This window comes from Streptococcus infantis (genome assembly GCF_000960085.1).
Classification (GTDB): domain Bacteria; phylum Bacillota; class Bacilli; order Lactobacillales; family Streptococcaceae; genus Streptococcus; species Streptococcus infantis_C.
This window is the reverse complement of record NZ_JYGT01000007.1, coordinates 118371-137888: the sequence shown is the minus strand read 5'-3', so window position 1 is coordinate 137888 and position 19518 is coordinate 118371. Positions and strand designations below refer to the sequence as shown.

Annotated in this window: 13 protein-coding genes and 1 pseudogene; all 14 read left to right on the top strand. The window is 40.4% G+C overall.

All coding sequences use genetic code 11. The features are described 5' to 3' along the window. Positions 1-16 precede the first annotated feature (16 nt). The 14 genes and pseudogenes from TZ94_RS03385 (at position 17) to TZ94_RS03320 (ending at position 19518) form a co-directional block, all read left to right on the top strand. Positions 17-772: an SDR family NAD(P)-dependent oxidoreductase gene (locus tag TZ94_RS03385; protein WP_045614116.1), complete on the top strand. Its 756-nt coding sequence runs from the start codon at positions 17-19 to the stop codon at positions 770-772. A 396-nt stretch (positions 773-1168) separates the two neighbouring features. Then, entirely contained in the window at positions 1169-1498 is a 330-nt protein-coding gene (locus tag TZ94_RS03380; protein WP_045614114.1) for a hypothetical protein, read from the top strand. Between the two features lie 6 nt (positions 1499-1504). Continuing rightward, positions 1505-1699, top strand: coding sequence for a helix-turn-helix transcriptional regulator (locus TZ94_RS03375; RefSeq protein WP_033584559.1), 195 nt, complete (start codon positions 1505-1507; stop codon positions 1697-1699). Positions 1700-1930: 231 nt separating this feature from the next. Beyond that, positions 1931-3679, top strand: a complete 1749-nt coding sequence (locus TZ94_RS03370; protein ID WP_045614112.1) for a glycoside hydrolase family 13 protein — start codon at positions 1931-1933, stop codon at positions 3677-3679. A 293-nt stretch (positions 3680-3972) separates the two neighbouring features. Beyond that, positions 3973-8691, top strand: a pseudogene (locus TZ94_RS03365) (Ig-like domain-containing protein); the annotation flags it as partial. Positions 8692-8838: 147 nt separating this feature from the next. Continuing rightward, a complete protein-coding gene (locus tag TZ94_RS03360; protein WP_045614109.1) occupies positions 8839-9540 on the top strand; it encodes an ABC transporter ATP-binding protein in 702 nt (233 codons plus the stop codon). 1 nt (position 9541) lies between these two features. Further along, positions 9542-12247, top strand: coding sequence for an FtsX-like permease family protein (locus TZ94_RS03355; protein ID WP_045614107.1), 2706 nt, complete (start codon positions 9542-9544; stop codon positions 12245-12247). A gap of 94 nt (positions 12248-12341) precedes the next feature. After that, positions 12342-13694, top strand: a complete 1353-nt coding sequence (gene murD, locus TZ94_RS03350) for a UDP-N-acetylmuramoyl-L-alanine--D-glutamate ligase (RefSeq protein WP_045614105.1) — start codon at positions 12342-12344, stop codon at positions 13692-13694. A 1-nt stretch (position 13695) separates the two neighbouring features. Then, entirely contained in the window at positions 13696-14754 is a 1059-nt protein-coding gene (locus TZ94_RS03345) for a UDP-N-acetylglucosamine--N-acetylmuramyl-(pentapeptide) pyrophosphoryl-undecaprenol N-acetylglucosamine transferase (protein WP_045614103.1), read from the top strand. A 9-nt stretch (positions 14755-14763) separates the two neighbouring features. Then, entirely contained in the window at positions 14764-16029 is a 1266-nt protein-coding gene (locus TZ94_RS03340) for a cell division protein FtsQ/DivIB (protein WP_045614101.1), read from the top strand. Positions 16030-16236: 207 nt separating this feature from the next. Next, the gene (pyrF, locus tag TZ94_RS03335) at positions 16237-16938 is read left to right on the top strand and encodes an orotidine-5'-phosphate decarboxylase (protein ID WP_045614099.1); all 702 of its coding nucleotides are present in this window, start codon (positions 16237-16239) and stop codon (positions 16936-16938) included. Positions 16939-16969: 31 nt separating this feature from the next. After that, positions 16970-17602: an orotate phosphoribosyltransferase gene (gene pyrE, locus TZ94_RS03330; protein WP_045614097.1), complete on the top strand. Its 633-nt coding sequence runs from the start codon at positions 16970-16972 to the stop codon at positions 17600-17602. Positions 17603-17768: 166 nt separating this feature from the next. Continuing rightward, entirely contained in the window at positions 17769-18905 is a 1137-nt protein-coding gene (gene lctO, locus TZ94_RS03325) for an L-lactate oxidase (protein ID WP_045614095.1), read from the top strand. 217 nt (positions 18906-19122) lie between these two features. After that, a complete protein-coding gene (locus TZ94_RS03320; RefSeq protein WP_045614093.1) occupies positions 19123-19518 on the top strand; it encodes a CopY/TcrY family copper transport repressor in 396 nt (131 codons plus the stop codon).

Sequence of the window (19518 nt, the reverse complement as noted above, 5' to 3'; positions counted from 1 at the left end):
TTGAGAAAGGAAAAGTATGTCTACTATTCTCATTACAGGTGCTAGCGGGGATCTAGCCCAAGAAATGGTCAAACTCTTACCTCAAGCCCAACTCATTTTGCTAGGTAGAAATAAGGAAAAACTAGTTCAGCTATACGGAAATCATCCTCGGGCAGAATTGATTGAAATTGATATTACCGACGTTCAATCCTTAGAGGAACTAGTTGCTGAACTCTATCAGCGTTATGGTAAGATTGATGTCTTGATTAACAACGCTGGATATGGGATTTTTGAAGATTTTGACAAGATTTCTAATCAAGATATTCATCAAATGTTTGAAGTCAATACTTTTGCTTTGATGAATCTGTCTCGTTTGGTTGCTTCTCGTATGAAGGAGATTCGAAAAGGTCATATCATCAATATCGTCAGCATGGCAGGATTGATTGCGACTGCTAAGTCTAGTCTATATTCTGCGACCAAGTTTGCGGCCATTGGTTTTTCAAATGCTCTTCGCCTTGAGCTCATGCCCTATGGTGTCTATGTGACAACTGTTAATCCAGGACCTATCCGTACAGGATTTTTTGACCAGGCAGACCCAGATGGGGCCTACCTCAAATCGGTCGACCGCTTCCTACTCGAGCCAGATGCAGTAGCTAAAAAAATCGTTAAGACCATAGGAAAAAATAAACGAGAGCTTAATCTTCCAGTCTTACTCAATCTAGCCCACAAGTTTTATACTCTCTTTCCCAAGTTAGCAGATAAGTTAGCTGGAGAAACTTTTAATTATAAGTGAGAAAGCTGTTCCCTTGAGGAATGGCTTTTTATTTTTTCTGTTGTCAATTTGTAGACAAATATCTCATGATAAACAGGCAGTTTATAACGATTAAGCCCATTTAAGGTATAAATAGAGATAAGAAAGCAGAAAAGAGAGGATAAACTTCGAGTCTAACATAACTGAAAGTATATCTATAGCCGAAGCTTATGAAATCAAGATAAAATAGGATTAAAAGAACTTGCCCTTTGTCAGATTGACTAGGATGTGAGACTGAGTTAGTAATATTCTTAGAATAGATGAAGAAAATAAAAAAATTAAAAATGTTAAAATATCTTGACATTTTATCGATTTAGAGTATAATAAGAAATGTAAAGAGCTCTTGACATTATTTTGACGGATTGGAGAAACAGGACTATGAGAAAAATGGATGAAATGGACAGAGCGATTCAGCTACGTTCTGAGGAATGGGGTTATAAAATGGCTCTATTTGGCTTATGTGGATGGACAGTATTTAATATTTATCAATCTATTACAAAAGGCATTAAACTTGAAATGTTACCATGTCTGATTTTATGTTTATCTATTTGTGTTCAAGGATTTGCACAAACTGCCATAAAACAGAAAATGATTGACGGTGATGAGGATTTTAAAGAACCAAATAAACTTGTTCAAGGAGTGATTTTGATGGTTGTTATCCTTATCGTAGTTTTGGCAATTGGCATTTATTGTTTTCAGAAATACTAATGCTGTATGAAAAATAATATCAAACAGCTAAGAAAGTCTGAAGGACTACGTCAGGAAGATATGGCAAAAATATTAGGAGTTAGTCGACAAACCATTATTGCTATCGAGAATGACAAGTACAATCCTACACTTGAACTAGCAATGAAAATTGCAAGATTGCTACAACTACATGTTGAAGAAATTTTCATTTTAGAAGATTAAAGATATTAAATAGCATTTATTCTAATCATCTGATTCGTAATGATAGAGAGTTTTCCAGTTCATGGAAACTCTCTTTTTAAAGCTCAAAAAGAGTCTACTCAATTTTACCCTTGTCCATCAATATACCTATCGTAAAACTAGTATAAAAATTGCAAATAAACAGCTAAAATAGTATACTAGAACTAGCAATTATGAAAACGTTTGCGTTTTATTAATTTTAGGAGACAAATGATGGAATTAACAGCCATTTATCATAGACCAGAATCAGAATATGCTTATCTTTACAAAGAAGGTCAGCTACATATCCGAATTAGAACGAAGAAAAATGATGTCCAGAAGGTTATCTTACACTATGGAGATCCCTTTATTTTCATTGAGGATAAGTATGAAGCTAAGAAAGAAATGACCAAAGTAACCTCAGATGCCCTATTTGACTATTGGCAAGTTACGGTATCGGTTGATTTCGCTCGCATTCAGTATCTCTTTGAGATCCTTGATGAGGAAGGTCAGGGTGTTTTTTACGGTGATAAGGGGTGTGTAGAACATACTCAAGAAAACTTGGATGCTGAAGGGAATGGCTTGAAGCTTCCTTATATTCACAAAATTGACGGTTGCCAAGTTCCTAACTGGGTTTCAAATACCGTTTGGTATCAGATTTTCCCAGAACGATTTGCTAATGGAAATCCTAATTTGACTCCAGATGGAGCTCGAGAGTGGGATGCTGCCATTGCACCTAACATGGATGATTTTTTTGGTGGAGATTTACAAGGGATTATTGACCATTTAGACTATCTTAAAGATTTGGGAATCACTGGACTTTACCTATGTCCGATTTTTGAAGCAACGACAAATCACAAGTATGATACGACGGATTATTTTGAAATTGACCGTCACTTTGGAGACAAGGAAGTCTTTCGTAATCTAGTCGAGGAAGCCCACAAACGTGGTATCAAGATTATGCTAGATGCAGTATTTAATCATATTGGCAACCAGTCAGTCCAATGGCAGGATGTTCTAAAGAACGGCGAAAAGTCACCTTATAAAGATTGGTTCCATATCCAAGAATTCCCAGTTACTGAGGATAAACTTCAGAATCCAAGACAACTCCCTTATCATACCTTTGCCTTTGCTAGCTATATGCCTAAGTTAAATACGGCAAATCCTGAAGTTAAAAAATTTATTTTAAGTGTTGCAACTTATTGGGTTGAAAATTTTGATATCGATGCTTGGCGCTTGGACGTTGCCAATGAAATTGACCATCAGTTCTGGAAAGATTTTAGAAAGGCAGTTCTAGCTAAAAAGCCTGATTTGTATATTTTAGGTGAAATCTGGCATACGTCTCAGCCTTGGCTACAAGGGGATGAGTTCCATGCGGTCATGAACTACCCACTCTCTGAAAGTATCAAGGATTATTTCTTGCGTCAGCGTAAAAAGACGGAGCAATTTATTTCAGAAATCAATCGCCAGTCTATGTACTACAAGCAACAAATCTCAGAGGTAATGTTTAACCTTCTGGATTCTCACGATACAGAGCGTATCCTTACAACTGCCAAAGGAAATGTCCAGCATGTCAAGGCTGCTCTAACTTTCCTCTATCTTCAAAAAGGGACTCCTTGTATCTATTACGGAACAGAGCTAGCACTAATTGGTGGACCAGACCCTGACTGCCGTCGTGTCATGCCTTGGGACCGTGTTTCTGAAGACAATGACATGCTGAATTTTATGAAGAAATTAATCAAGGTTCGTAAGGAAGCGGCAAGTATGATTCAGCATGGAAATTATCGCTTGGAAGAAGTGAAACCAGATGTTCTTGCCTTGAGCTGGAACTACCAAGGAAAAGAAGTTCAGGCAATCTTTAATCAGTCTTCTGAGAATTTTGTTTTAGAAAGAGACTCTGTTGATTTAGCTAGTCATTGCCATCTTAAAGATGGACAAGAGGTCATCTTACCAGATGGATTTGTAGTTTATATGATAGACTAGCATGGTTCATTGGAGTATTATGCCATATCAGTAAAAAAATAAATTAGAAGGTTGTTTCTATAAAGGAGCGACCTTTTATTTTGTATATGATTTAGTAATTCTGTCACATAATGCCTCAATACAGTTTTTTATATCCAATATTTTCTACTAATTTTAGTAATCATAGTCTGAAGTATGCTTTTTTCGACAAACTATTGATGTATCTATTGTAATTGTATAAAATATGAATGAAGATGATGACTCATGAAAATAAAGAGCAAGGATGGGCGAACATATTGATTGATAATCGAGTAAGAGAATTTAACCAAAACTGGCATTTTAAACTCAATGCCAATGCCAAAGATGCTATCAAACCAAATGCAGATGTATCAAGCTGGAAGAAATTAGACCTTCCTCATGACTGGAGTATTTACAATGACTTCGATCATGATTCTCCTGCCCAAAATGAGGGTGGACAACTTAATGGTGGTGATGCTTGGTATCGCAAGACCTTTAAACTAGATGAAAAAGACCTTAACAAGAATGTTCGTTTGGTCTTTGACGGAGTTTATATGGATTCGCAAGTCTATGTAAACGGTCAGCTAGTTGGTCACTATCCAAATGGTTACAACCAATTCTCATATGACATCACTGACTATCTCCATAAAGATGGTCGCGAAAATGTCGTAGTAGTGCATGCCATCAACAAACAACCAAGTAGCCGTTGGTACTCAGGAAGTGGGATTTACCGTGATGTTACCCTTCAAGTCACAGACAAGGTCCATACTAAGAAAAATGGTACAACCATAATAACACCTGAGCTTGAAAAACAAGAGAATGGCAAAGTAGATACTCACGTAACAAGTAAAATTGTGAATACAGATGACAAAGACCACGAAATCGTAGCTGAGTATCAAATCATCGAACATGGAGGACAAGCTGTAAGTGATCTCGTTCGTAAAGCTAGTCAAGTCTTGAAAGCTCATCAATCAGCCAGCTTGAATGCTATTTTACAAGTTGATAAACCAAAACTTTGGACGGTTCATAGCGACCAGCCTGCCCTTTACGAATTGGTGACTCGTGTTTATCGTGATGGCCAATTGGTCGATGCTCAGAAGGACTTGTTTGGTTACCGTTACTATAACTGGACACCAAATGAAGGTTTCTCTTTGAATGGTGAACGCATTAAATTCCATGGAGTTTGTCTTCATCATGATCATGGAGCTCTTGGAGCTGAAGAAAACTATAAAGCAGAATACCGCCGTCTGAAACAGATGAAGGATATGGGTGTAAACTCTATCCGTACAAGCCACAACCCTGCTAGTGAGCAGACTTTGCAGATTGCTGCTGAGCTTGGCTTGTTGGTCCAAGAAGAAGCCTTCGATACTTGGTATGGTGGTAAGAAACAGTATGACTACGGACGTTTCTTTGAAAAAGATGCAACTCACCCAGATGCTAAAAAAGGTGAAAAATGGTCTGACTTTGACCTACGTACAATGGTCGAGAGAGGTAAGAACAACCCTGCTATCTTCATGTGGTCTATCGGTAATGAAATCGGTGAAGCAGACGGTAAAGCTCGTTCTCTAGCAACGGTTAAACGCTTGGTGCAAGTGATCAAGGCAGTTGATAAGACACGCTATGTCACTATGGGAGCAGACAAGTTCCGCTTTGGTGATGGTAGTGGTGATCATGAAAAGATTGCGAACGAACTTGATGCGGTTGGATTTAACTATTCAGAAGACAACTACAAGAAGCTTCGTGCGAAACATCCAAATTGGTTGATTTACGGTTCTGAAACATCTTCAGCTACTCGTACACGTGGAAGTTATTTCCGTCCAGAACGTGAATTGGTCCACAGCAATCAGGCTTACCGTCATTACGAGCAATCAGACTACGGTAATGACCGTGTTGGTTGGGGTAAAACAGCAACAGCATCTTGGACTTTTGACCGTGATAATGCTGGTTATGCAGGTCAGTTCATCTGGACAGGTACGGACTATATCGGTGAACCTACTCCATGGCACAACCAAAACCACACACCGGTTAAAAGCTCATACTTTGGTATCGTAGATACAGCTGGTATTCCAAAACATGACTACTTCTTGTATCAAAGTCAATGGGTTTCTGCTGAGAAGAAACCAATGGTTCACTTGCTTCCTCACTGGAACTGGGAAAATCAGACTCTAAAAGCGAATGTAGCGGACGCAGATGGTAATATTCCAGTCCGTGCCTATTCTAATGCGACAAGTGTAGAACTATTCTTGAATGGTAATACTCTAGGCAAGAAGACATTTACTAAAAAACAAACAAGTGATGGACGCACTTACCAAGAAGGTGCTAAACCGAATGAACTTTACCTTGAATGGAAGGTTGCTTTTGAAGCTGGTACTTTAGAAGCAGTAGCTCGTGACGAAGCAGGTAATATCATTGCTCGTGATAAGATTGTGACTGCTGGAGAACCTGCAGGAGTTCGTTTGGTCAAAGAAGAAAATGCTATCGCAGCTGACGGAAAAGACCTCACTTATATCTATTACGAAATTGTTGACAGTAAAGGTAACGTAGTTCCTACAGCCAAAAATCTTGTTCGCTTCCAGTTGCATGGACAAGGTCAGATTGTCGGTGTGGATAACGGGGAACAAGCCAGCCGTGAACGTTACAAAGAACAAGCAGATGGTTCATGGATTCGCAAAGCCTTTAATGGTAGGGGTGTTGTGATTGTCAAATCAACTGAGCAAGCAGGTAAATTCACCTTGACTGCTCACTCTGATTTCTTGAAATCTGGTCAAACAACTATCTTCACAGGTAAGAAAGACCAAGAGGAAAAAACTGTTTTAGGTACAGAGGTTCCTAAAGTTCGTACAGTAATCGGTCAAGCAGCGAAAATGCCTTCAAAAGTAGGATTTATCTACAGTGATGGTAGCCGTGCAAAACTTCCAGTAGAATGGTCCGCAGTTGATGTTAACCAACCTGGTATTTTTACTGTTAAAGGTGTGGCAGAAGGAAGAGATGTAGAAGCGCGTGTTGAAGTCTTGGCGCTCGAAGCAGAATTACCTGTAGTTAAGAGAATTGCACCAAGTACAGATCTGAGTACGGTTGATCCATCTGTTAGCTATGTATTGTCAGATGGTACTCTAGGAAGCTATGACGTTGATAGGTGGGAAGTTGTAGCTGAAGATCAAGCTAAATTAACTATCCCAGGCTCTCGTATCCAAGCTAAAGGAATTTCAGGTGATGATGAAATCGCTGCTACATTCGTAGTTGCCGAAGGTCAAGCGGCTTCACCAGTAGTACCGACTGTGACTGTTGCAGACCATCCTGTAGAAGGGCTCTCAACTGACCAACCGGTTCTATACCATAAACTTGCTTATGGAGCTACTTTGCCTGAAGTCAAAGCTTTAGCTGAAAATGCGCAAGTAACTGTTATTCAAGCTAACGAAGCAAATGGTATGCGTGCTAGTATTTATGTTCAACCAAATGATGGTGGAGCACTTCAGACTTATGCTATCCAATTCTTACAAGAAGCTCCTCAGATTGAACGTTTAAGCCTAGAAGTTGAAAATGCTGACGCACTGAAAGAAGACCAAACAGTTGGTATCAAAGTCTTGGCTCATTATCAAGATGGAACTCAGGCCGTATTAAAAGCTGACAAGGTAACCTTCTCAACATCAGGTGAAGGAGACGTAGCTGTTCGTAAAGGTATGCTTGAATTGCATAAACCTGGTCAAGTAACTTTGAAAGCTCAATTTGAAGGAGCTGAAGGTCAGATTGACTTGAACATCCAAGCAAATACTGAAAATAAAGTTGTCCAGGCCATTCGTCCAGTAAGTGTCGTGACAGGTTTGAACCAAGAACCAAGTCTACCTGATACAGTAACAGTAGAGTATGACAAAGGATTTCCAAAAGTTCACAAGGTGACTTGGCAAGCAGTTGCTAAGGAAGACCTTGCTAAATACCATAGCTTTGATGTTCTAGGTAAAGTAGAAGGAATTGAAAACGAAGCTCATGCTAAAGTTTCTGTAGAAGGTATCATTGCAGTCGAAGAAGTGACTACAACAACTCCAGTTTCAGAAGCTCCTCAATTACCAGAAAGTGTTCGTACTTACCACTCAAACGGCCAAGTATCTTCAGCTAAAGTGACTTGGGATGCTATTGACCCAAACCAATATGCAACTGAAGGTAGCTTTACCGTTACAGGACATGTGGAAGGGACTCAGTTACCAACGAAACTTCATGTCCGTGTTTCTGCTCAGACAGAAACTGGTGCAAACATTTCTGACCAGTGGACAGGTTCAGAGTTGCCACTTGCCTTTGCATCAGACTCAAATCCAAGTGACTCGGTAGCAAATGTTAATGATAAACTAATCTCATACAACAACCAACCAGCTAACCGTTGGACAAACTGGAACCGTACAAGTGAAGCGTCAGTGGGAATCCTCTTTGGTGATTCTGGTATCCTGTCTAAACGTTCGGTTGACAATCTCAATGTTGCCTTCCACGAAGACCACGGTGTTGGTGCACCTAAGTCTTATGTCATCGAATACTATGTAGGAACAGATGTTCCAACAGTTCCTAAGAACCCAAGCTTTGTAGCTAGTGAAGACCACGTCTTTAACGATGACAATAACTGGAAACAAGTGACAAATCTTAAAGCTCCAGATCAAGTAAGAGCGGGAGAAATGACCCACTTTAGCTTTGATAAAGTCAATACCTATGCGGTTCGTATCCGTATGGTTAGACCAGATGGTAAATGGGGTACTTCCATTACAGAAATTCAAATCTTCTCTAAACAAGTAGCTGCAGCTAAGAAAGCTCAAGCTCAAATCCAAGTAGATGGAAAAGATTTGCCAAACTTTAACCCTGGCTTGACTGACTATTATCTAGAAGCTAAAGAAGACCAAGCACCGACTGTAACAGCAAGTGTATCAGATAATGGTATTGCTACAGTGATTCCAAGCGTTCGTGAAGGGGATCCAGTTCGTGTTGTCGTTAAGGCTGAAAACGGAGATATTCTAGGAGAATACCGTCTACACTTCTGTTGAGCACACACGTGGAAGTAATGAGAAAAACTGAAGCAGAGAGGACCAAAGTGTCCTCTCTTTTCTATCTTATATTTGCTTTAATTCTCACCGCAAAAGAGTTATAATAAGGGTGAAATAAGGGGTAGGGAAGGAGGAGATAAGATGTCCTATATTGAAATGAAACATAGCTATAAGAGGTATCATACTGGAGAAACAGAAATTGTAGCCAATCGTGACGTCAACTTCGAGATTGAAAAGGGAGAACTGGTCATTATCCTTGGTTCGTCTGGAGCAGGAAAGTCAACGGTCTTAAATATTCTAGGTGGTATGGATACAAATGATGAAGGGCAAGTCTGGGTTGATGGGACTAACATTTCTGACTATACCTCCCATCAGAGAACCAACTATCGTAGAGATGACGTTGGCTTTGTCTTTCAGTTTTACAATTTGGTTTCTAATCTAACGTCTAAAGAAAATGTTGAGCTGGCATCAGAAATAGTCTCGGATGCCTTGAATCCAGAACAGGTTCTCAAGGATGTAGGTTTAGGCCACCGTCTCAATAACTTTCCAGCCCAGCTATCAGGTGGTGAGCAACAACGAGTTTCTATTGCAAGAGCTGTGGCTAAAAATCCTAAAATTCTCCTCTGTGATGAACCGACGGGAGCCTTGGACTACCAGACTGGTAAGCAGGTTCTAAAGATTCTTCAAGATATGTCACGTAAAAAAGGGGCCACCGCTATCATCGTGACCCATAATGCTTCCCTTGCTCCTATAGCTGATCGCGTGATTCAGATGCATGATGCTGGTGTCAAGAGTGTTGTTATCAATCCTCAACCACAGGATATTGATGATTTGGAGTATTGAGATGAAAAGAAAGACATATTGGAAAGACCTGCTCCAGTCTTTCACAGGTTCAAAGGGACGGTTTTTATCCATCCTAACTCTGATGATGTTAGGTTCTTTAGCCGTGGTTGGTCTTAAAGTAGCTAGTCCCAATATGGAGCGAACAGCTTGGGCTTATCTGAAAGATACTAATACGGCAGATGTGACCGTCATAGGAGATTATGGGTTTGATCAGGCAGACCAGGCAGAATTGCAAACTCTATCAGGCGCAGATGTCGAGTTTGGTTATATGACAGATTTGACTCTGGCAAATAGTGAAGATGCCATACGAATCTTTTCAAATACTGATAAGATTTCAAAATTTCAAGTAACGGAAGGTCGTTTGCCTGAAAAAGAAGATGAATTGGCCTTGGCGGACTTTTGGAAAAATCGCTATCAGATTGGTCAAGTCATTTATTTTATCCAAAAAAAGGGCAGTAATTCTCAATTAAAGCGGGATAGTTATACCATTACAGGCTTTGTCCACTCTCCAGATATTTTTTCAAAATCAGATATGGGGAGTTCAGCCAGTGGTAATGGGAACTTAGCAGCATATGGTGTTGTAACTGAAGAAAATTTTAAGAGCTCTGTTTACACAATTGCCCGCCTGCGTTTTACTAGTCTAACAGATGTTAACCCTTTTTACACCGATTACGAAAAGAAACTCGAGGAAGAAGAGGCAACACTCAAGGAGCTAGTTGCTGATAATGGTCAAGCTCGACTTGAGAAAATGAAGAAAGACGCTCAAAAATCACTTGATGAAGGAAAGAAGCAACTGGACGAGGCAGAGACCAACCTGGTAGCTGGCAAGAAACGCCTGCAAGAAATCGAAACGCGTCTACAAGCTCAAGAAAATCAAGTGAGCCAACTTCCAGAACCGCAAAAGAGCCAAGTTTCGAGCCAGATAGAAGAAGCTAAAGAACAATTGAAACAAGAAAAGGAAAAACTAAGTCATGCTGAGTCAGATTTTACTAGTGAGAAGGCTAAATGGCAGACCAGTCAGGATGAAGTCAATGCTCTGACAGAGCCAACCTATCATGTTTACAATCGAAAAAGCTCTCCTACTGGTCAAGGTTATCTCATGTATAGTAACTCAGCCATGAGTATTCGTGCCGTGGGAAATATCTTTCCAGTTGTTCTCTATGCCGTCGCAGCTATGGTTACCTTTACCACCATGACTCGATTTGTAGATGAGGAAAGAACAAATGCTGGGATTTTCAAAGCTCTAGGCTACCATAGCAAAGACATCATCGCTAAGTTTGTAATTTATGGTCTGGTTGCTGGCACTCTTGGAACTCTTCTAGGGATTCTGATTGGCCATTATGTCCTAGCACCCACAATTTCGCATATCATTACTGAGCGAATGATTGTTGGTGAGAGTCAGCAGTATTTCTATTGGACCTATAGTTGCTTAGCTCTGGCTCTAAGCTTAGTAGCTAGTGTCTTACCTGCTTATCTTGTATCTCGTAGAGAGTTGCATGAAGAAGCAGGGCAATTATTACTACCCAAGCCACCAGTCAAGGGTTCTAAAATCCTCTTGGAGCGAATGACCTTTATCTGGTCTCGTTTGAGTTTTACCCAAAAGGTTACGGCTCGTAATATCTTTCGTTACAAGCAACGTATGTTGATGACCATTTTTGGGGTTGCAGGATCAGTAGCCCTCCTCTTTGCAGGGCTTGGCATTCAATCCTCTGTGGTAGGAGTTGCTGATAGGCAGTTTAAGGATCTGCAACAATATCAGATGATTCTCTCTGTCAATTCTCGAACTTCAGATTCAGATAAGGCAAAGCTAGAAGAAAAATTGCAGAGTGATGAAGTTGAAAGCTATCGATTGATTTCTTCCAAGCAGATTGAAGAAAAGTATGCAGGCAAGGCTGGAGTTCAGACAGTAACCATCATGGTAACGGATAAGGATGACCTGGAACCTTTTGTCCATTTAGAAAAAAATGGAGAAAAACTGAGCTTATCAGGTGGAGTCATCCTAACAGATAAATTAGCTCAGTTGGCTGGAGTTTCTGTTGGTGACAACTTTACAATCGATGGGAAAACCTTTAAAGTAGGTGCTATTACTGAGCACTATGTAGGTCACTTTGTTTATATGAATCAGGCGATCTATGAGAAAATTTATGGTCAAGCTCCCAAGATGAACACCTATCTGGTCCAACTTAAGGATAAAAGTGAAGGGAATACTGAAAGAGTCGCAGGAGAATTTATGGACCAGGTCGCTGTCAGTGGCCTCGTTCAAAACGCCTCCACCATTCAGCTCTTTGAAAGTTTTGCTAATTCTCTGAATCATACCATGGCGATTTTGGTGCTGGTATCGGTGCTACTAGCTATTGTGATTCTCTATAATTTGACCAATATCAATGTTGCTGAACGGATTCGGGAACTCTCAACCATCAAGGTTCTTGGTTTTCATAACAAAGAAGTGACCCTTTACATCTATCGGGAAACTATCATATTGTCACTAATTGGAATGATTGTAGGATTGGTATCAGGCTTTTATCTCCATCAATTTCTCATTCAGATGATCGCACCCGGTACCTTCCGTTTTCAACCAAAGGTCGGCTGGGAAGTGTATCTAATCCCAGTTCTAGCTGTCAGTGTCATTTTGACCATCCTAGGAGTTTTTGTCAATCATTATCTCCGAAAGGTGGATATGTTAGAAGCCCTCAAGTCGGTAGAATAGTTTTTTATACAAAAAACAAATAAGAAAGCCCTTTGTGGCTTTTTTATTTTCATAAAAATGGTAAAATAGTAAGAGTAGAAATGGAGTTCTAGATATGAAACGAATTGATCAATTTGAAAATAAGAAAGTATTAGTCCTAGGTTTAGCAAAATCAGGTGAGTCTGCAGCTCGTCTCTTGGATAAGTTGGGTGCCATTGTAACGGTTAATGATGGCAAGCCTTTTGAGGAAAATCCAGCTGCTCAAAGCCTTTTGGAAGATGGTATCAAGGTTGTAACTGGTGGTCATCCCTTGGAATTGTTGGATGAAGATTTTGCCCTCATGGTGAAAAACCCTGGTATTCCTTATAGCAACCCTATGATTGAAAAAGCTCTAGAAAAAGGCATTCCAGTTTTGACTGAGGTTGAGTTGGCCTACTTGATTTCTGATGCACCCATTGTTGGAATTACTGGTTCAAATGGTAAGACAACGACCACAACCATGATTGGTGAAGTTCTGACTGCTGCAGGACAAAATGGACTCTTATCAGGTAACATCGGTTATCCTGCTAGTCAAGTGGCTCAAACTGCCACAGATAAGGACACCCTTGTCATGGAACTTTCTTCTTTCCAATTAATGGGAATCCAGGAATTCCATCCTGAAATTGCTGTTATCACCAACCTGATGCCAACACATATTGACTATCACGGTTCTTTTGAAGCCTATGTGGCAGCCAAGTGGAATATCCAAAGCAATATGACAGCAGCTGATTACCTAGTATTGAACTTCAACCAGGAATTAGCTAAAGAGCTTGCTACAAAGACAAACGCGATTGTAGTACCATTCTCAATACTTGAAAAGGTTGACGGAGCTTATCTTGAAGATGGTCTTCTCTACTTCCGTGGTGAAAAAGTCATGGCAGCTGATGAAATCGGTGTTCCAGGTAGCCACAATGTGGAAAATGCTCTTGCAACCATTGCCGTTGCTAAACTGCGTGGTGTGGACAATAAAACCATCAAGGAAACCTTGTCTGCTTTTGGTGGTGTAAAACACCGTCTCCAATTTGTAGACCAAATCAATGGCGTTAAATTTTATAACGATAGTAAGTCAACCAATATCTTAGCAACTCAAAAAGCCTTGTCTGGATTTGACAATAGCAAGGTTATCTTGATTGCGGGCGGTTTGGACCGTGGCAATGAGTTTGACGAATTGGTTCCAGATATTACCGGACTGAAGAAAATGGTTATCCTCGGTCAATCTGCAGAACGTGTCAAACGTGCAGCAGATAAGGCTGGTGTGCCTTATGTTGACGCGACTGATATTGCAGATGCAACTCGTAAGGCTTCTGAACTTGCAGAAGAAGGAGATGTTGTTCTCCTCAGTCCTGCCAATGCGAGCTGGGATATGTATGCTAACTTTGAAGTACGTGGAGATCTTTTCATCGACACTGTAGCGGAGTTAAAGGGATAATATGAAAAAAATAGTATTTACAGGTGGGGGAACGGTTGGACACGTTACCCTCAACCTTTTGTTAATGCCTAAGTTCATCGAAGATGGCTGGGAAGTCCACTATATTGGTGATAAAAATGGGATTGAGCATCATGAAATTCTCAAGTCAGGTTTAGATGTTACCTTCCATTCGATTGCAACAGGGAAATTACGTCGATATTTCTCATGGCAAAATATGGTTGACGTCTTTAAGGTTGCTTTTGGAATTCTTCAATCGCTCTTTATCATGCTTCGAGTTCGTCCACAAGCCCTCTTTTCTAAGGGTGGATTTGTATCTGTTCCGCCTGTTATCGCAGCGCGAGTATGCAGAGTACCAGTCTTCATCCACGAGTCTGATCTCTCTATGGGATTGGCCAATAAAATTGCCTATAAGTTTGCGACTAAGATGTACTCTACTTTCGAGCAAGCGTCTAGTCTCACTAAGGTAGAACATGTAGGAGCTGTGACCAAGGTTTCTGGTCCAGTTATGGAAGAACCTGAAGAAATGGTGGATATCCGAACTTCTTTCAACGACAAGTTACCAACTCTTCTCTTTGTTGGAGGTTCTGCTGGGGCGCGTGTCTTTAACCAACTAGTAACAGACCACAAGGAAGAGCTGACTAGTCGCTATAATATCATTAACCTGACAGGGGATGCTAGTTTAAATGAACTCAGTCAAAACCTCTACCGTGTTGACTATGCGACGGAACTCTATCAACCACTCATGAATATGGCTGATGTGGTCATCACTCGTGGTGGTGCCAATACGATTTTTGAACTCCTTGCTATGGCTAAATTGCACGTCATTGTGCCACTGGGTCGTGAAGCTAGTCGTGGGGACCAGATTGAAAATGCAGCCTATTTTGTGAAGAAAGGCTATGCTGAGGAGTTGCAAGAGAGCGATTTGACTTTGTCAACTTTAGAAGAAAAAGTAAATCAACTCTTGACAAACAAAGAGATTTACCAAAACAAGATGAAGAATTCTCAGGAATTAAAATCTGTGGCAGATTTTTATGAGCTACTCAAAAAAGATTTATCATAAGGAAAATTGATGTCAAAGGATAAAAAGAATCAGGACACTCAAGGCAAGGAATTGTCAGAGTGGCAAAAACGAAATCAAGAATATCTTCAAAAAAAAGCTGAAGAAGAGGCGAAACGTGCCGAAGAAGAAGCTCGTGAAAAAGAAGAACAAGTATCAGAGTCTTCTGAAAGCGCTCAAGAAGTGTCAGAATGGCAAAAACAACACCACGAGTATTTGAGCAAAAGAATGGAAGAAAACTCTACGAGTTCTGAAGAAGTGGATGAAGAATCCGAAAAATCTGAAGAGAAGGATTCGGATACTAGCGATGAGACTTCAAATGAAGAGAAAGATTCGGAGGAAACTCCTCAAGAGGACTCTAAGAGTCAGGATCAAGTAGAAAAAGAAAAAGCTGACGAAAAGGTTAAGAAACAGAAAAAGGTAAAAGCCAAGAGTAAACCTCCAAAACCGGCCATTCCTTCTATACATATCTGGCGAGCAGTTACAATCCTCGTCCCAAGTTTTATAATCTTATTCTTGTCTATTTATCTTCTAAGCCCTCTAGCTACAATGAAACATATTGAGGTTACGGGCACTGTTCAGACAAGTGCAGACCAAGTTAGAGAAGCATCTGGCATTCGTGACAGCGACTATACAATCAGCTTGCTCTTAAATAAAGATAAGTATGCGGAAATGGTCAAATCAAATCACTGGATTGAATCAGCTAAGATAGTTTATCAATTTCCAGTTCACTTCACCATTGAAGTGAAGGAATTTGAAATTGTAGCCTATTCAGTTTCAGGAGATAACTATTATCCAATCTTATCTAGTGGAAGCATTGAATCAACTGCCGTTAGTTCTGACAACTTACCTGAGAAATACATATCTGTTTTATTTAACGATGAGGAACAGATTAAAACCCTAATTTCTCAGTTAAATGAAGTTAGTCCAGAAATTAAGCAAGAGATTGAGAAGATTGAACTTGCACCAAGTAAGGTAACAAGTGACCTTCTAAAGATTACCATGTATGATACAGACGAGATTTTGGTGCCATTATCAGAACTAGGGAAGAAATTACCTTACTATAGTAAGATAAAACCACAGTTAACAGTTCCTAGCGGTATTGACATGGAGGTCGGTATCTATAGCTATAGTCTAGTGGATAAGGCTCTGGATGACGAAAGAGTCAAAGCCAAAGAAGAGGAAAAGAAGAAGCAGGAAGAAGAGAAGAAAAAACAAGCTGAGCAAGGAAATCAAGATCAAACAACACAGACGACTCAAACAACACAGAGTCGCTAAGTTTAAGATGATTCGTTCAGTTACTTGTTTTTACTTGACAAGTACTGCTTTAAATAATAGAATAGTAAAAAACCTTTAAAGCAGTCCAGAGAGGCAGCTAAGGTTAGACGGTGAAAGGGTGGAGACTACCCATTTTTCGTGGAACCTTGCTGCAGGCAGGTTCCTTTTTTCATGCTCTCTAGCTTACAAAGGTAAAAGGAGAAAAGTATGCGCGAAGCTCGTCCAGTTATTGCTCTTGATTTTCCAAGTTTTGAGGCAGTCAAGCAATTTTTAGCTCTTTTTCCAGCAGGAGAGAGTCTCTATCTAAAGGTAGGTATGGAACTCTATTATGCTACAGGTCCTGAGATTGTTTCTTATCTGAAAGGTTTGGGACATAGTGTTTTTCTGGATCTCAAACTCCATGATATTCCAAATACAGTCAAATCAACCATGAAGGTCTTGTCTCATCTGGGCGTTGATATGACCAATGTTCATGCAGCAGGTGGCGTTGAGATGATGAAGGCTGCGCGTGAAGGCCTTGGGAAAGAAGCCAAATTGATTGCTGTCACTCAGTTAACTTCAACCTCTGAGGAGCAAATGAGAGACTTTCAAAATATCCAAACCAGTCTTCAAGAATCGGTTATTCACTATGCTAAGAAAACTGCGGAATCGGGATTAGATGGTGTGGTTTGTTCAGCTCAAGAAGTAAAACTCATCAAAGAAGCTACCAGTCCAGACTTTATTTGCCTGACACCCGGCATTCGTCCATCAGGTGCTGCAGTAGGAGATCAAAAACGAGTAATGACACCAGCAGATGCCTATCAAATTGGTAGTGACTATATCGTTGTCGGACGCCCAATCACTCAAGCCACTGATCCAGTGGTAGCTTATCATGCTATCAAGGATGAATGGACACGAGACTGGAAATAAGAATATAGTTTAAAATACAAAGGAGAAACCCATGACACTTGCTAAAGATATTGCTAGCCATCTATTGAAAATTCAAGCCGTTTACCTCAAACCAGAAGAGCCCTTCACTTGGGCATCAGGAATCAAGTCACCAATTTATACGGATAACCGTGTAACACTTGCCTATCCAGAGACACGTACCTTGATTGAGAATGGTTTTGTAGAAGCCATCAAGGCAGAATTCCCTGAGGTAGAAGTGATTGCAGGAACAGCGACTGCGGGTATCCCACACGGTGCTATCATCGCTGATAAGATGAATCTGCCATTTGCCTATATCCGTAGCAAACCAAAAGACCACGGAGCAGGAAACCAAATCGAAGGCCGTGTAGCTCAAGGACAAAAGATGGTCGTTGTGGAAGACCTTATTTCAACTGGTGGGTCTGTTCTTGAAGCCGTAGCAGCTGCTAAACGTGAAGGAGCAGATGTGCTTGGTGTCGTGGCTATCTTCAGCTATCAATTACCAAAAGCTGATAAAAACTTTGCGGATGCTGGTGTCAAATTGGTGACTCTTTCAAACTACAGTGAGCTCATTCACCTAGCCCAAGAAGAAGGCTACATCACACCAGAAGGACTTGACCTCCTAAAACGCTTTAAAGAAGACCAAGAAAATTGGCAAAATGTATAGAGCATAGAAAAATCAGGTAGTCGCTAGGATTACCTGATTTCTTTTTGAAAGGTCCAGGTAATCAGTTTGAAATTCCCAGACAAATTTTTTGAAAATTCTATGAAAAAGAGTTAAGATGTATGTGTAAAGAAATAGGAAAGCGCTTACTCGAACAGGAGGAAATTTTATGTCATATAAAACAAGCAATGCAGAAGGACCTGTAGATTTTATAAATACCTATGACTTGGAGCCTATGGCCCAACAAGTTATTCCCAAAGCTTCTTTTGGGTATATTGCAAGTGGTGCAGAGGACACTTTTACTTTGAGAGAGAATATCCGAGCTTTTAACCACAAACTTATTGTTCCTCGGACCTTATGTGATGTGGAAAATCCAAGCACAGAGATTGAATTTGATGGTGAAAAACTATCTTCACCAATCATTATGGCACCTGTTGCAGCCCATAAACTAGCTAATGACCAAGGAGAAGTTGCGACTGCGCGTGGTGTGCATGAGTTTGGTTCTCTTTACACAACTAGCTCTTACTCTACTGTAGATCTTCCAGAAATTACAGAAGCCCTTCAAGGGACACCTCACTGGTTTCAATTTTACTTTAGTAAGGATGACGGTATCAACCGCCATATCATGGACCGTGTGAAGGCTGAAGGTTATAAAGCGATTGTCTTGACAGCAGATGCTACTGTAGGGGGCAATCGTGAGGTCGACAAGCGCAATGGTTTTGTCTTCCCCGTTGGTATGCCAATTGTTGAGGAATACCTGCCAGAAGGTGCTGGTAAATCAATGGACTTTGTTTACAAGTCAGCCAAACAGCGCCTATCTCCACGAGATGTTGAGTTTATAGCAGAATACTCAGGACTTCCTGTTTATGTCAAGGGGCCACAATGCCGTGAAGACGTTGAACGCTCACTGGATGCAGGGGCTTCAGGTATTTGGGTAACCAACCACGGTGGTCGACAAATTGATGGTGGACCTGCTGCTTTTGACTCGCTACAAGAAGTGGCTGAAGCAGTAAATAAACGTGTGCCAATCGTTTTTGACTCGGGTGTTCGTCGTGGTCAGCACGTCTTTAAAGCCATAGCTTCAGGAGCTGACTTAGTAGCCATTGGTCGACCTGTCATTTATGGCTTAGCCCTTGGTGGTAGTGTTGGTGTACGCCAAGTCTTTGAACATTTGAATGATGAATTGAAGACAGTTATGCAGTTATCTGGAACACAGACAATTGAAGATGTGAAACGATTCAAACTCCGTCACAACCCTTACAACCCAACCTTCCCAGTTGATCCTCGTGACTTAAAATTGTATTAGTAGTAAAACAAACCTCCACTCCATGTGGAGGTTTTTGAGTTATGTTTTTGTAAACATGAAAGAGAGTTTAAAAAGTGAACTCAACGAGTATATAAGAAAAAATTTTAATACATTTCAAATTATTTTAAAAATTTTTAGGAAATTTAGTTGACAAATGTAGATTTTGAGAGTATACTGGTAATTGTAATTGACAAATGTAGATTTTGGAGGTGTGCTGATGCAGATTTCAGATGCAGAATGGCAGGTCATGAAGATTATCTGGATGCAGGGAGAACAGACTAGTACTGATCTCATAAAAGTATTAGAGAAAAGGTTTAGCTGGTCCAAATCCACGATCCAGACACTCTTGGCTCGTTTGGTGGAGAAGGAATGTTTGACTCGGGAAAAACAGGGCAAGTCCTTTATCTATTCAGCCCTGTTGACACAGGAAGATAGCAAGAAGTTACTTGTCCAGGATATCAAAGACAAGGTTTGTTCCCGCAGGATGAAGCAGTTACTTGCTGATTTGATTATGGAATGTGATTTTACTCTGGCTGACTTGGAAGGCTTGGAAGAAGTGATTTCAAAGAAAAAAGCGAGTGCTGTGGCAGAAGTAAGATGTAATTGTATGTAA